Origin of the sequence: Agrobacterium sp. RAC06, from assembly GCF_001713475.1 — a bacterium.
Classification (GTDB): Bacteria; Pseudomonadota; Alphaproteobacteria; order Rhizobiales; family Rhizobiaceae; genus Allorhizobium.
On sequence record NZ_CP016499.1, the window covers coordinates 1,720,450 to 1,734,390 of the forward strand.

Genomic DNA, 13,941 nt, shown 5'->3' on the forward strand with positions numbered 1-13,941 from the left:
CCCAAAACAAATGAAGCCCCCCGGGCCCGAAACCGGGGGGCTTCTATTCCTGCAGGCCAGAAGGAGGAGGAGGAGGGCCTGCAGTTTTGTGTCGGAGCGCGCTGCTTGGGAGGATCACATCGCGCCAGCCATTGAACATTAGGATAAATTGCTTAAAGCATCTCTAATAAAACCTTGAATGGATCGGCGATCGAAAATCGCAACTCCTCGCCCGCGTCGCTCAAGCGGCAGAAGGCGATCCCGCGAAAAAGACTTGCGCGAAGGCGCATCTCCCCGCATTGACGGGGCATGAAGAAGCTCCCAGAACCCCAGCGCCTCGACCAGCTCCTGGTCGCCCTCGGCCTTTTCGCCAGCCGCTCCCGCTCCCGTGACGCCATCCAGCGTGGCACGGTGAAGGTGGACGGCAAGGTGGTGGCGAAGCCCAGCCTCGTCTTTGCCGCCACGCACCAGTTCGATATCGACGATCCGGCACAGGATTACGTCTCGCGCGCGGCGCTGAAGCTCGACGCCGCACTCGACCATTTCAACCTCTCGCCGGAAGGCTGCCACTGTCTGGATGTCGGCGCCTCCACCGGTGGGTTTACCGAGGTCCTGCTGAAGCGGGGCGCGGCGCATGTGACGGCGATCGATGTCGGCCACGACCAGCTGCATCCGCGACTGGCCAGCGACCCGCGCGTGACCAATCTGGAGGGATTGAATGCGCGTTACCTGGAGCCTGAGGATTACGACGATCAGCCTTTCGACTTTCTCGTCTCCGACGTTTCGTTCATCTCGCTGAAGCTGGCGCTGGCGCCGGCTCTCGATCAGGCCGAGCCGGGCGCGCATTGCCTGCTGTTGGTCAAGCCGCAATTCGAGGCGGGCCGTGAAGCGATCAGCAAGGCTGGGCTTTTGAAAGAACCGGAAACGGCGCCGCTGGTGGCCGCCGAACTGGAGCGCTGGCTGACAGAGGACATGGGCTGGACCAGCCTCGGCCTCATCCCCTCCCCGATCGCCGGTGGCGATGGGAACGAGGAATTCCTGCTCGCCGGCGTCAAGCCTGATGATGCCGAAGATGGCGACGACGATCAGGACGACCAAGAGGACGCAGCATGAGCGCCGAAACCGTCACGATTTCAAGCCTCGGCGCCAAAGGCGACGGGGTGGCGCATGGCGCTGATGGTCCCGTGTTTGTGCCCTTCGCCCTGCCCGGCGAAACCGTCTCGATCGCCAAGGTGAAGAACGAGGGCACGATCATGTCCTTCGCCACCACCTCGCCAGATCGCGTTCAGCCGCGTTGCAAGCATTTCGGTCCTGATGGCGTCGGTGGTGTATGCGGCGGTTGTTCGCTGCAGCATATGGCAAAACCCGCCTACAATGCCTTCAAGCGGCAGATTCTGATCGACGCCCTGAAGTCGAAGGGGATCGAGGCTCCCGTTGGCGAGATCTTCGAGGCGCATCCGCATCAGCGGCGCCGCCTCGTCTTCACCGCTAGGCGGCGTGAGACAGGCCTGGTCATGGGTTTCATGCAGGCGGAGACGCATCATGTCGTGCCGGTCGAGGAATGTCCCATCGCGTCGGACGGGCTGATCTCCCGGCTGGACGCGATCAAGATCATCGCCAATGCCTGTGGTGCCGAGCACTTCCGCGTCACAGTGACCGAGACGACCACCGGCCTCGACATCTCGCTCGACGGTTTGCGTGGCGGGCTCGGCGACCAGGAACGGCGCGCGGTCACCAATGCCGTGATCCGGCTCAAGGACATCGCCCGCGTCTCGGCCAATGGCGAGATCGTCATCGAGCCGCACAAGCCGCTGCTCGATTTCGCCGGCGCCCGCGTCGTGCTGCCGCCGGGTGGCTTCACCCAGGCAACGCATGAGGCGGAAGACCACATGGCGGCGCTTGCCATTGCCCATATCGGCAAGGCCAAGAAGGTTGCTGATCTGTTTGCCGGCGTCGGTACCTTCGCATTGCGGTTCGCCCGCTCATATTCCGTGCTCGCGGTCGAGTCTGACGAGAAGGCGGTAAAGTCGCTGGATTTTGCCGCCCGTAACACGCAGGGGCTGAAGCCTGTGAGCGTCGAGCGGCGCGACCTCTTCCGCCGTCCGCTGATGACCTCCGAATTCAAGGGCTTCGACGCCGTCGTCTTCGACCCGCCACGGGCGGGTGCCGAGGTGCAGTGTGCGGAACTGGCGAAAAGCCAGGTGAAGAAGGTGGTCGCGATCAGTTGCAATCCGCTGACGCTTGCCCGGGACCTCTCAATCCTGATCGCTGGCGGCTACCGGGTCGATAAGGTGACACCGATCGATCAGTTCCTCTGGTCACCGCATGTCGAGGCGGTTGCAACGCTCAGCAAGAAATAGGCGGAAATACAGCTTATAGCTGCATTCGATTTCTTGCGCCACCCCCGATAATCATCTCTGATCACATCATCGAGAAAATGACGTGATCAGAGGGGGAATGACGATGTCTGAAGTCGCAGCCCACGGACATGGCGTTCGTGGCATGAGCCGTGAATCCCTGCTGGCCCTGGCCGGCAATGCCGATCCCGGAAAATTCGGCAAAATGTTTCCGCGGCTTCGGCCACTGCATGCAGAGGATGACGCGCTTTTCGATCTCGCAGAGGCCATGCGGGATAACAATGTCGACACGGGCGACCATCCGAAACTGCCGGCCGGATATACCTATCTTGGTCAGTTCGTCGACCACGACATTACGCTCGACACGACCCCGCTCGACAAGCAGCGCGCCGATCCGCTGGCGACAGAGAACTTCCGCACGCCGGCGCTGGACCTCGACTCCCTCTACGGCGACGGGCCGGGCCTGCACACGTATCTCTATGCCAAGGAGAGTCTCCGCGCCCCACCGGGGCCGAAATTTCTGATCGGCAAGGCGCAGATTTCCGACGCACTTCCCCGACCGGAAGAGGAACCGCCCCGGAAGATCCCAGAGCTCGACAACGACCTACCGCGCAATGCCCATGGCCGCGCACTGATCTTTGACGAGCGCAATGACGAGAACCTGCTGGTGGCGCAGTTTCACCTGCTGATGCTGAAGTTCCACAATGCGGTGGTGGATCATCTCAAGAAGACGACGACCGGCCTCAAGGACCCAGAGCTGTTTAAGGAAGCGCGACGGATCGTGACCTGGCACTATCAATGGATCGTGCTCTTCGATTTCGTCGAACGCCTGACCGAGCCAGGGTTGATCCGCAAGATCAAACATGAGGGCCGGCGCTTCTATCGCTTCCGCAGCCGGCCTTACATGCCGGCCGAGTTCGCAGCTGCCGCCTATCGTCTTGGGCATTCCATGGTCCGGGAAAACTACAGCCACAACGCCGTTTTTCGTCCCGGCGGCCTTGCCGACGGCACACTCGAACTCATGTTCAACTTCACGGGCAAATCCGGTCTGATCGTGGGGGACCTCGCGCCTAAGCCGCCTCCACCATCGCCGCTTGGACCGCATCGCACGCTGCCGTCCAACTGGGCGATCGACTGGCGCCGCTTTTTCGATCTTGAAACCCCTCTCGAAGAAAACTTCACGCTCAATCATGCCCGCCGGCTTGACCCGCTGATCGTGCCCGCCCTGCATACACTTCCCGATCATCCCGAAGACATGAGCACAGTGGCTGCGCGGGAGTTCGTCCTGCCGTTTCGAAATCTCAGACGCGGTTCGCAGATCGGCCTGCCATCGGGCCAGGATGTCGCACGCGCCATGGGCTTCGAGCCACTCAGCGAAAAGCAGCTTTCCGGGGGTAGAGACGGCGAGGCTGCGGCGCGAAACGGCTTTCACAAGGCGACACCGCTTTGGTACTACATCCTGAAGGAAGCCGAGCAGCTTCATGAGGGATTGAGGCTCGGACCGGTTGGATCAACTATTGTTGCGGAGACGTTCCTCGGCCTTGTGCACGGCGATCAGAATTCCTTCCTCTGGCAGAAATCCAACTGGACGCCGCACCTGCCGGCAAAGACGCCAGGGCATTTCACCATGGCGGATCTGATCACCTTCGTCGATGATATCAATCCGGTTGGCAACGGCGTCGGGGTGGTGCCCGAGGAAAAGCCCGCTCAGTAGGTCAAAAGCGTGCCGGAGCCCGTAACATTCGCGCAACGGCAGCGTCCACCGACGCGGCCGGGATTGGCCGGGCAGGACACCTGCCCACCACCGCCGACGCTACCGGACTGGTCGACAACACAGATATAGCGCTGCGGGCGGACCGGCCGGTTCTGACGCGGGGTATTCTGGCTTTCGCTGATCGCGCCGCTGGTATCATTGACCAGGACAAAGGGGAGCGACGAGCTTGCTGCCGCTTCGGCTGAAGCCGGCGCGGCGATGACAAGCAGGCTGAGTGCGACACAGAACAAACGCAACATGAGAACCTCGGCAAGACTGGTGACAGCTGGACTTTTGCAAATGACGACGACCCGCGGACCGTTCCGGACAAGACCCGAACGGCCTAGGACCACTGTGGTTGCAGAGATTAGAGCCAAACACTGAATACAGGCTGAACCCTCGCACCCAGTAACGAGAAACGGCGCCGCAGGGGCGCCGTTTCATTCTGTAGATTATCGATCGCCCGATCAGGCGGCGCGACGCTGGCCAGACGATGCGCCTGCCGAGCGTTCGTCGATACGGAACTGGTTGAGCAGAGCCGTCAGCGCCGCCGCTTCCTGAGCAAGGCCGTGGCTGGCTGCCGTCTGTTCCTCGACCATGGCGGCGTTCTGCTGGGTGCCCTGGTCCATGGTGTTAACAGCCGTGTTGATCTCCTGCAGGCCGGTCGATTGTTCGCGCGAGGCGGTCACGATGGCGTTGACGTGGCCATTGATCTCCTGGACCTCGCGAACGATCACGTCGAGCGCCTTGCCGGTCTCGTTGACCAGATCGACGCCGACCTTGACCTGGTCGCCGGAGGCGCTGATCAGGGCCTTGATCTCCTTGGCAGCATTCGCGGATCGCTGGGCAAGTTCGCGGACTTCCTGAGCAACAACGGCAAAGCCCTTGCCGGCTTCACCAGCGCGTGCGGCCTCGACACCGGCATTCAGCGCCAACAGGTTGGTCTGGAAGGCGATCTCGTCGATGACACCGATGATGTTGGAGATCTCGCCCGAAGACTTCTCGATGCCCTGCATGGCACCGACGGCCTTTTCGACGATCTCGCCGGACTTTTCGGCACCGGCACGCGCGCGGGTCACCAGCTGGCCGACTTCCTCGGCACGGCGGGCGCTGTCCTTGACCGTGGTGGTGATTTCCTCAAGTGCTGCTGCCGTTTCTTCGACCGAGGCGGCCTGCTGCTCGGTGCGGCGGGCGAGGTTGTCGGCAGAGGAGCGGATTTCGGCAGCACCACCGTCGATAGCGCGGGCATTGCGGCCGACAGTGGCGAGCGCGTCATGCAGCTTCTCGACGGAGGCATTGAAGTCGACGCGCAGGCGGTCGAGATCACCGGCGAACGGGGTCTCGATGCGCGAGACCAGGTCGCCATTGGCGAGGCGGCCGAGGCCATCGGCCAGCGAATGCACGGCAAACGAGACCTGCTCTGCCTCGCGGGCCCTTGCGGTTTCGCGCTCGCGGCGTTCCTGTTCGGTCATCGAGCGGGTCTCGTCCGCTTCGCGGGCGAGGCGTCCGCGCTCGATGATGTTGTCGCGGAAGACGGCGACGGCTGCGGCCATCTGGCCGATTTCGTCCTTGCGCGCAGTGCCCGGAATTTCAGCCGAGACATCACCACCGGCGAGCTTGCCCATGACGCCAGTCATATCGACAACGGGGCGAACAACGAGGCGCGACAGGAGCGCTGCCAGGATGCCGATCATGGCGACCACGCCGACGAGGGTGGCAACCGCGGCTGCGGTGCGGAACTCGCCGATCGCTGCGAAAGCGAGATCGCGGTCGATCTGCACGCCGAGATACCAGTCTTCCCGCGGCAGGCCCTTGATCGGCAGGAAGGAGACGAGAACATTGGCATCGGCGAAGGTGGTTTCGGTGATGCCGGAGCCAACAGTGGGTGTCTGGTTCGGGAAGGCATCCTTCAACGTCTTGGTGACGAGGTTGCCATCGCGATGAACGAGGATCGTGCCGTCCTGCTTGACGAGGAAGGCCGAACCCTTGCCGCCCATGTCGACCGAGTTGACCATGTTGACGAGCGAGGTCAGCGAGAAGTCGGAAGCCGCCACGCCATAGAGCTTGCCGTCCTTCTTGACGGGAATGGCGGCGCTGATGATCAGATTGCCGGTCGAAGCGTCGGCATAGGGGTCTGTCAGGACCATCTTGTCGGCCTTGACGGCATCCTGGTACCAGGGACGCTTGCGCGGATCGTAACCCTCCGGCAGCGGCTGGTTGGGAACGCTGGTAAAGACGCCCTGCTCGTCGCCGACATAGGTCGACATGAATTCGCGGATCAGGACCGGGTTGTCGAAAGCCGCGATGATGGCGGCCGCATCGGGCGCCTTGGCGGCGGCATTGCCGGCGAGTTCGGTCAGCATGACGCGGGCGCTCAGCCAGTTGGCGATGCTCTGCGAAGCCTGGAGACCGGAGCTATCGATCTCACTCTTGACGGCCGCACTCGTAGCGTTGCGCTGGAGGCTGTCTATGTAGAAGGAGAAACCGGAAAGGGCAGCGACCACCACGAGGGAGGCGACCACCAGGATCTTGGTCATCAGGTTGGAACTGGTCTTCACGATACGGTCCTGCAAAAACTCTTCGCGCAACTTTGGCGCGAGGGCGTCATGGGGCATTGTGTGCTCACGACACCATCATGGTGAGGAGACGGCAAGATCGCCGCCTATCCATGTTTAGCCTGCAGGATTTAATGGGTAATTAAGAAGAACCGAAAGGACTCGTAAGCCCTGCGTACGAGCCTTTCATCCGCGTCCCTTCATGAAGGCTTCGAAGGCGGCGCGGGCTTCGGCGCTCTTCAGCTGCGCAACGAAGTGAACGAGCTCTTCCTGCATACGGGTGCGGACCTCGTCGGCACTGCCCTTGACCAGGGCGCGTGCGATCTTCATCGCGGCCGGCGGCTTGGACGCGAGCGAGGACGCGATCTTCAGGGTCTCTGTCTCGACCTGATCGGGTGAGACCACCTTCCAGATGAGACCAGCCTCGCGCGCCTGTTCGGCCGAGAAGCCTTCGCTTGCAGCGAGCATGGCAAACGCGCGCTGGTGGCCCATGACGCGTGGCGCGATCAGGCTGGAGGCGGCTTCGGGCACGAGCGCCAGATCGACGAAGGGGGTCTTGAACAGGCTGCGATCGGAGGCAACCGTCAGGTCGCAATGCATGTGCAGCGTCGTGCCGATGCCGATTGCCAGGCCATCGACGCCAGAGACGAGCGGCTTGGTGACTTCGGTCAGGACCTTGAGAAGGCCGAAGGCTGCTGGCTCGCCGACGGCGCCGGCCATGGCGAAGCCCAAGAAATCGGCCATGTCATTGCCGGCGGAGAAACAGCCTTCGGTGCCGAGGAAGACGATGGCACGGATCGTGTCGTCCTGCTCGCCCTCCAGCAGGCCTGCGGTCAGCTTCTCGTACATGGCTTGCGTGATCGCGTTCTTCTTGTCCGGGCGGTTGAAGCGCAGGACGAGGACGCCGGGATGGGCTTCTGGGCGGGTGATCTCAATGTGGTCGGTCATGGGGTTCTCCTTCTCTTCTCCCCAGCGGGGAGAAGTGCCGAGCGAATGCGAGGCGATGAGGGGGTCTTGTGAGGCTTCGCCTCCCCCTCATCTCAAGCGCAAAGTATTGCGCTGAGGCCTTCGGCCACCTTCTCCCCGCTGGGGAGAAGAGGACGCGGGGCCAGCGTCTTATGCGAACAATGCCCGTGCCGCTTCTAGGCTCGCCGCACCATTGACGACGCGATCCTTGAGAGCCGCCGTCTCGGCGATCAGGTTCTCGGCGGCGAAGCGGCAGAGCGCCAGGCGGTTGTCGCGGCCGTGGTCCTCGTCGGCAAGTGCGCCCTTGGCGAGGTAGACGCCGGTCAATGCGAGGCCAAAGAGACGCTGGTAGGGTGTCGCCCCTGCGAGCGCTGCCGACGTGTTGCCTGCGGCCATCTGCGAGAGCAGCCATTCGGTGGTGTCTTCGAGATCCGACAGGCTCGCGTCGAGGCGGGCGGCGGTGTCACCGAAGCCTTCGAGATTCGAGGCGCGCACGGCATTGACCACCTGCTTCAGCTCGGTGATGTAGCCCCTGATATGGTTGCCGTTCGACAGCGGCAGCTTGCGGGTGACGAGGTCGGCAGCCTGGATGCCGTTGGTGCCCTCGTAGATCGGGGCGATGCGGCTGTCGCGCCAGAAACGGGCGGCACCCGTTTCTTCGATGAAGCCCATGCCGCCATGGGTCTGGATGCCGAGCGAGGCGACATCGACACCGGCGTCGGTGGCGAAGGACTTGGCAATCGGGGTCAAGAGGGCTGCGCGCTCGGCCCAGTGGCGGGCCTCATCGCCGTCAGCGTGGTGGCTCATATCGGTGGCGTGGGCGCAGACATAGCAGATGGCGCGCGAGCCTTGGGTCAGCGCCTTCATCGTCACCAGCATGCGGGCGACATCAGGGTGCTCGATGATCGGCGACATGCCCTGCCCCGTCCAGCCAGGAGCCTTCCCTTGCGTGCGGTCCTTGGCATACTGAACGGCCTTCTGGGTGGCGGCTTCGCAGATAGCGACGCCCTGCATGCCGACGGCGAGGCGGGCATTGTTCATCATCGTGAACATGCAGGCGAGACCCTTGTTCTCCTCGCCGATCAGCCAGCCGATTGCGCCGGCTTCATCGCCATACTTGCCGTCGCCGTAGATCATCGTGCAGGTCGGCGAGCCGTGGATGCCCACCTTGTGCTCCAGCGAATGGCAATGAAGGTCGTTTCGGGCGCCGATAGAGCCATCGTCGTTGACGAGATACTTGGGCACGAGGAAGAGCGAGATGCCGCGCGTACCGGCCGGCGCATCGGGGAGACGGGCGAGCACCAGATGGATGATGTTCTCGGTGATCTCGTGTTCGCCCCAGGTGATGTAGATCTTCTGGCCGAAGATGCGGTAGGTGCCGTCATCGCGGCGTTCGGCGCGGGACTTCATGACGCCAAGATCCGAACCGGCATGCGGCTCGGTCAGGTTCATGGTGCCTGTCCATTCGCCGGAGACCATCTTCGGCAGATACTTCGCCTTCAGTTCCTCGGAGCCGTGGGCGGTGACAGCGTCGACCGCACCCATGGTCAGCGTCGGGCCAAGTGCGAAGCCCATGGAGCCGGAATTCCACATTTCCAGCGCAGCAACATTCAGCATATGGGGAAGGCCCTGCCCGCCGAAATCTTCGGACGCCGTCAGCGAGTTCCAGCCGCCTTCTGCCCAGGCGCGGTAGAGATTGTCCCAGCCATCGGGAACGATGACCTTGCCGTCAACCATGCGGGCGCCCTGCTTGTCGCCAATTTCGGCAAGCGGGGCGACTTCGTCACTGGCAAAGCGGCCGGCTTCGGAGAGGATGGCATCAACGAGGTCGTCGCTCAGCTCACCGAGCTTGCCGTCTTCGATGGCCTTGGTGAGGCCAGCGACATGCTTCAGGGTGAACGCGATCTCTTCTACGGGCGCCTTGTACATGACGTGCTCCTCCATCTGGCGTATGCTTCATGCCACGCCCAGTCTCCCACCCAGGAGGCGCGGCTCACTCTCACTTCTGGCTAATTGATTTTTACGTAAACGTCAAATCTTTTGCATGCGACAGGAGGCCTCGTTCCCGGCGCCACGCAGGTGAAAGTCGAGGTGAAGATTCCGCCGAAACAAAGATGCGTGAGCGGTCGGACGTCTCGCTTCTGGAGAGAACGGCAGTTTTCGGATCAAAGCCAAGATGCACCAATGACTTAAAGCGGCGACCGGCAGGACCTTCGCTGGAATGCCTAAATCAGCACCTTCACAACTACCGGACTGCCCCGATTTCGTCACATCCCTGTTATCTGTCCTGACTAGTCGGAGAGTAGACTTCATCCAAAAGGAGGCTCTGCCATGACCGACACCAACACCAACCATCTGTCCTGGGACGAGTGGGACGAGCTGCACAATCCGCCGCCGGCTGTGACCGACTTCGACCGCGTCGTCGAACGCGCGATCTCGCGCCGTGGTTTCCTCGGCGTGCTGGCCATGGGTTCGGCTGCCGTAGCCATGGGCTCCGTCGGCAACCTGATGAGCTCGACCTCGGCTCAGGCGCAGGAAGCCGCCTCGCGCTTTGCTTTCAAGCCGATCGACATTGCGACCGACAACACCATCCATGTGCCGGAAGGCTACAACTGGAAGCCCCTCGCCCGTTGGGGTGAGCCCCTGTTCTCCACGGCTTCCGACATCGATCCGATGAAGGGTGTGTCGCTAGAGAATTCCGACAAGGTCTTCGGTGAGAACACCGACGGCATGGAGCTGTTCGCCATCGGCAACGCCCAGGTGATCGCGGTCAACCACGAATACGTCAACAACGAAACCAACCTGCCGCACGCGCCGGAAGGCATGCCGCAGTCGCTCGACGACGTGAAGATCCTGCAGAACATGCAGGGCGTCACCGTCATGGAAGTGGCCGAAGGCGAAAATGGCTGGGCGATCGTCGTCGACAGCAAGTTCAACCGCCGCATCCACCACAACACGCCGATGAAGCTTTCGGGTCCGGCTGCCGGCTCCGAGCTCGTCAAGACGGCTGCCGATCCCGCTGGTGTCGACTGTCTCGGGACCTTCAACAACTGCGGCGCTGGCAAGACGCCTTGGGGCACCTACCTCACCTGCGAAGAGAACTTCAACGGCTACTTCGGCTCCACCAATGCCGAGTTCAAAATGCCTGAGGACTTTAAGCGCTACGGCATCGTCGCCGAGACCCGCTATGGCTACGAGAAGTTCGACGAGCGCTTCGACGTTTCAAAGAACCCGAACGAACCGCGCCGCGCCGGCTATATCGTCGAAATCGATCCGTCTGACGCCTCCTCGACGCCGATCAAGCGTACAGCACTTGGCCGCATCAAGCATGAGAACGCCGCCGTCGTGATTGCACGCGATGGTCGCGTGGTCGTCTATATGGGCGACGACGAGCGTGGCGAGTTCCTCTACAAATTCGTCTCCAACGGGATCTATGTCCCGGGTGGCGACACCTCCAAGCTGCTTGATGAAGGCACGCTTTACGTTGCCAAGTTCTCCGACGAAGGTACCGGCGAGTGGCTGGCTCTCACCGAAGAGACCACCGGCATGAAGGCCGACGAAATCGCTGTCTTCACGCGCCAGGCTGCTTCCAAGGTTGGTGCCACCACCATGGACCGTCCGGAATGGGTTGCGGTCAATCCGGTTGCGGTCGAAGCCTATTGCTGCCTCACCAACAACAGCCGTCGCGGCGAAGTCAAGGACGGCAAGCTGCGCACCAATGCCGGCGGCGACGAGATGGCCATCAACGCGGCCAATCCGCGTGAGAAGAACGAATACGGCCAGATCGTCCGCTGGTATCCGGCCAATGACGACCACACGGATTCCGCCTTCAGCTGGGATCTCTTCGCGATGGCCGGCAATCCGGCCGTGCACAAGGACGGCGCCTATGCCGGCTCGTCGAACATCAACGAAGGCAACATGTTCAACTCGCCTGACGGCATGATGTTCGATTCGACCGGTCTCGTCTGGATCCAGACCGACGGCGAGGATTCGAACGAAGGCGATTTCGCTGGCCAGGGCAACAACCAGATGCTTGCTGGCGACCCGGTCACCGGCCGCATCGAGCGTTTCATGACCGGCCCGAAGGGTTCGGAAGTCACGGGCCTCACCTGGTCGGCCGACAAGCGCACCATGTTTGCCGGCATCCAGCATCCCGACGCGCCCTTCCCGGATGGCGAAGGCAAGCTGCCGCGCTCGACGATCGTGGCGATCAAGCGCGACGACAACGCTCTGGTGGGCTGATGGTTCGGTCGGCAGGGCGGATGTGATCTGCCCTGCCCTTCCACCCAAACGAAGAAGGCCGCCGACCGGGATACCGGCGGCGGCCTTTCTCATTCGTGACGACCTGGTCGATCAGGCGGCGAGGCGCTGGGCGTTGCGCGGGATCTCGACGTCGATCTCGAGGATCGAGACGTCTTCGTCACGGTCCATCTTGATCTGCACCTTGTCGCGGTCGAATTCGACATGCTTGGCGATCACGGCAAGGATTTCCTCGCGCAGGATGGCCACCAGATCACTTTCGAGCGAGGCGCGCTCATGGGCGAGCAGAACCTGCAGGCGTTCCCGCGCCATCGGTGCGGACCGCTGTTTGCGGAACAGAGAGAAAATGCTCATGCGGCCCTCCGCGCGAAGATCTTGTCGAGGAGACCACGCTTCTCGCCAGGGATGGTGATCGGAACGTTTTCGCCGGCCAGACGACGGGCGGCGTCGAAATAGGCCATGGCAGGCGCGCTGCGGGCATCGGCGAGCGTTACCGGAGCGCCGATGTTGGAGGCGCGTAGCACGTCCATGCTTTCCGGGATGATGCCGAGCAGCGGGATCGAAAGGATCTCGAGCACGTCATCGACCTTCAGCATGTCGCCACGCTGGGCGCGATTGGCGTCGTAGCGGGTCAGCAGTAGATGCTTCTCCATGCGCTCGCCGCGCTCCGCTTTCAGCGTCTTGGAATCGAGCAGACCGATGATGCGGTCGGAGTCACGTACCGAGGAGACTTCCGGATTGGTGACGACGACGGCCATGTCGGCATGGCGCATGGCAAGCGTTGCACCGCGTTCGATACCGGCGGGGCTGTCGCAGATGATCCAGTCGAAATACTTCTTCAGCTCGTTGATGACCTGCTCGACGCCCTCGGCGGTCAGGTTATCCTTGTCGCGAGTCTGCGAGGCCGGCAGCAGGAACAGGGTTTCAAGCCGCTTGTCGCGGATCAGCGCCTGCGGCAGCTTGGCGTCGCCCTGTATGACATTGACGAGATCGTAGACGACGCGGCGCTCGGCGCCCATCACCAGATCTAGATTGCGAAGGCCTACGTCGAAATCGACGACGACGACTTTTTCATTGCGCTGTGCCAGCGCTGCACCGAGAGCGGCCGTCGAGGTCGTCTTGCCGACCCCGCCCTTGCCGGATGTCACGACTATCACCTTGCCCATGTGGTTCTCCTGTCTGTCCCCGCTCAAGTTCACGTCATTCTCTCTGTCATGATTGCATCCCCCTCCAGCCAAAGCTGAACAGGATGCCCCTTCAATTCTGGATCCATATCGTCGGTCATCGCGTAGACGCCGTCGATCGCAACCAGCTCGGATTCGAACTTACGACAGAAGATCCTTGCGTCGGCATTGCCAACGCATCCGGCGAGCGCTCTGCCGCGCAACGCACCGTAGATGTGGACGGAGCCTCCGGCGATCACTTCGGCGCCCGACTGGACCGAACCGATGACCGTGACATCGCCCTGGGTGTAGATGACCGACTGACCGGAGCGGATGGTCTCGCGCACGATCATCGATGGGGCCGAAACCGGACTTTGCTGCACCACGACCTGAGGGGCTGCCTGCCCTGCATGCTCGCGTGCGGCCTCTTCCGTACCGGTTGCCTTTTCCGATTCGCCCACCTCGTTGCGCGGCACCTCGTAGTCGGCGGCCGGCTTTCCACCCTTGAGCTGCGGCGGCATGCCCGGCTCGACCAGCGAAGGACGACCGCCCTCGATGCCCATGATCGAGACGTTGCGCGCTGCGAGCTCGGCGATCAGCGCCTTCAGCTGTGGACGGTCGATCTCGATCTCGGACACGTCGAGCACGACGGGACGACCGAGGAAGAACCCGGCCGAACGGGCCGCGAGATCATCGAGCCGGACGAGCCAGTCGTCGAATGGCGGATCCGGCGTCAGGACGACGGCCAGGAAGGATCTACCCTTGATGCGGATGGAGCGAGGTTCGGTTAGCACTTTGGTCATCTATGTAAACAAATCGTTGATGAAAGGAGTAGCGCCGATTTGGTTAACAAATGGTTAACGCGGCGATTTTGCCGTTAGGAAACAGGCGGATCGGGGCTACGAAAA

At 62.3% G+C, this 13,941-nt stretch carries 11 protein-coding genes; 4 read left to right on the plus strand and 7 right to left on the minus strand.

The annotated features are described in order from the left end of the window. The first annotated feature begins 288 nt into the window (after positions 1-288). The 3 genes from BSY240_RS08420 to BSY240_RS08430 all read left to right on the plus strand — a co-directional run bounded on the left by BSY240_RS08420 (position 289) and on the right by BSY240_RS08430 (position 4,050). A complete protein-coding gene (locus tag BSY240_RS08420) occupies positions 289-1,092 on the plus strand; it encodes a TlyA family RNA methyltransferase (protein ID WP_054148899.1) in 804 nt (267 codons plus the stop codon). Beyond that, a complete protein-coding gene (locus tag BSY240_RS08425; protein WP_069041990.1) occupies positions 1,089-2,339 on the plus strand; it encodes a class I SAM-dependent RNA methyltransferase in 1,251 nt (416 codons plus the stop codon). The genes BSY240_RS08420 and BSY240_RS08425 overlap by 4 nt, the downstream gene beginning before the upstream one ends. Before the next feature lie 103 nt (positions 2,340-2,442). Beyond that, positions 2,443-4,050, plus strand: coding sequence for a peroxidase family protein (locus tag BSY240_RS08430; protein ID WP_069041991.1), 1,608 nt, complete (start codon positions 2,443-2,445; stop codon positions 4,048-4,050). On the opposite strand, the gene BSY240_RS08435 is transcribed toward BSY240_RS08430, so the two are convergent. The 4 genes from BSY240_RS08435 to BSY240_RS08450 all read right to left on the minus strand — a co-directional run bounded on the left by BSY240_RS08435 (position 4,044) and on the right by BSY240_RS08450 (position 9,539). Further along, positions 4,044-4,349: a hypothetical protein gene (locus BSY240_RS08435; RefSeq protein ID WP_069041992.1), complete on the minus strand. Its 306-nt coding sequence runs from the start codon at positions 4,347-4,349 to the stop codon at positions 4,044-4,046. The two genes, BSY240_RS08430 and BSY240_RS08435, sit on opposite strands and share 7 nt — an antisense overlap. A 207-nt stretch (positions 4,350-4,556) precedes the next feature. After that, the gene (mcpU, locus tag BSY240_RS08440; protein WP_153761630.1) at positions 4,557-6,647 is read right to left on the minus strand and encodes a methyl-accepting chemotaxis protein McpU; all 2,091 of its coding nucleotides are present in this window, start codon (positions 6,645-6,647) and stop codon (positions 4,557-4,559) included. A 183-nt stretch (positions 6,648-6,830) separates the two neighbouring features. Then, on the minus strand, positions 6,831-7,592 hold the full coding sequence (locus BSY240_RS08445) for a crotonase/enoyl-CoA hydratase family protein (RefSeq protein ID WP_069041993.1): 762 nt from the start codon (positions 7,590-7,592) through the stop codon (positions 6,831-6,833). Between the two features lie 168 nt (positions 7,593-7,760). Continuing rightward, entirely contained in the window at positions 7,761-9,539 is a 1,779-nt protein-coding gene (locus BSY240_RS08450) for an acyl-CoA dehydrogenase (RefSeq protein ID WP_069041994.1), read from the minus strand. Between the two features lie 402 nt (positions 9,540-9,941). On the opposite strand from BSY240_RS08450, the gene BSY240_RS08455 reads away from it, so the two are divergent. After that, a complete protein-coding gene (locus BSY240_RS08455; RefSeq protein ID WP_069041995.1) occupies positions 9,942-11,852 on the plus strand; it encodes a PhoX family protein in 1,911 nt (636 codons plus the stop codon). A 111-nt stretch (positions 11,853-11,963) separates the two neighbouring features. Here BSY240_RS08455 and minE read toward each other — a convergent pair whose 3' ends face one another. The 3 genes from minE to minC are packed head-to-tail and all read right to left on the minus strand — an operon-like array spanning position 11,964 to position 13,836. After that, positions 11,964-12,224: a cell division topological specificity factor MinE gene (gene minE, locus BSY240_RS08460; protein WP_006726700.1), complete on the minus strand. Its 261-nt coding sequence runs from the start codon at positions 12,222-12,224 to the stop codon at positions 11,964-11,966. Beyond that, complete coding sequence (gene minD / locus BSY240_RS08465) at positions 12,221-13,036, minus strand: septum site-determining protein MinD (protein WP_069041996.1); 816 nt, start codon at positions 13,034-13,036, stop codon at positions 12,221-12,223. The genes minE and minD overlap by 4 nt, the downstream gene beginning before the upstream one ends. Before the next feature lie 29 nt (positions 13,037-13,065). After that, positions 13,066-13,836, minus strand: coding sequence for a septum site-determining protein MinC (gene minC / locus BSY240_RS08470; protein ID WP_054148892.1), 771 nt, complete (start codon positions 13,834-13,836; stop codon positions 13,066-13,068). Between the last annotated feature and the right edge of the window lie 105 nt (positions 13,837-13,941).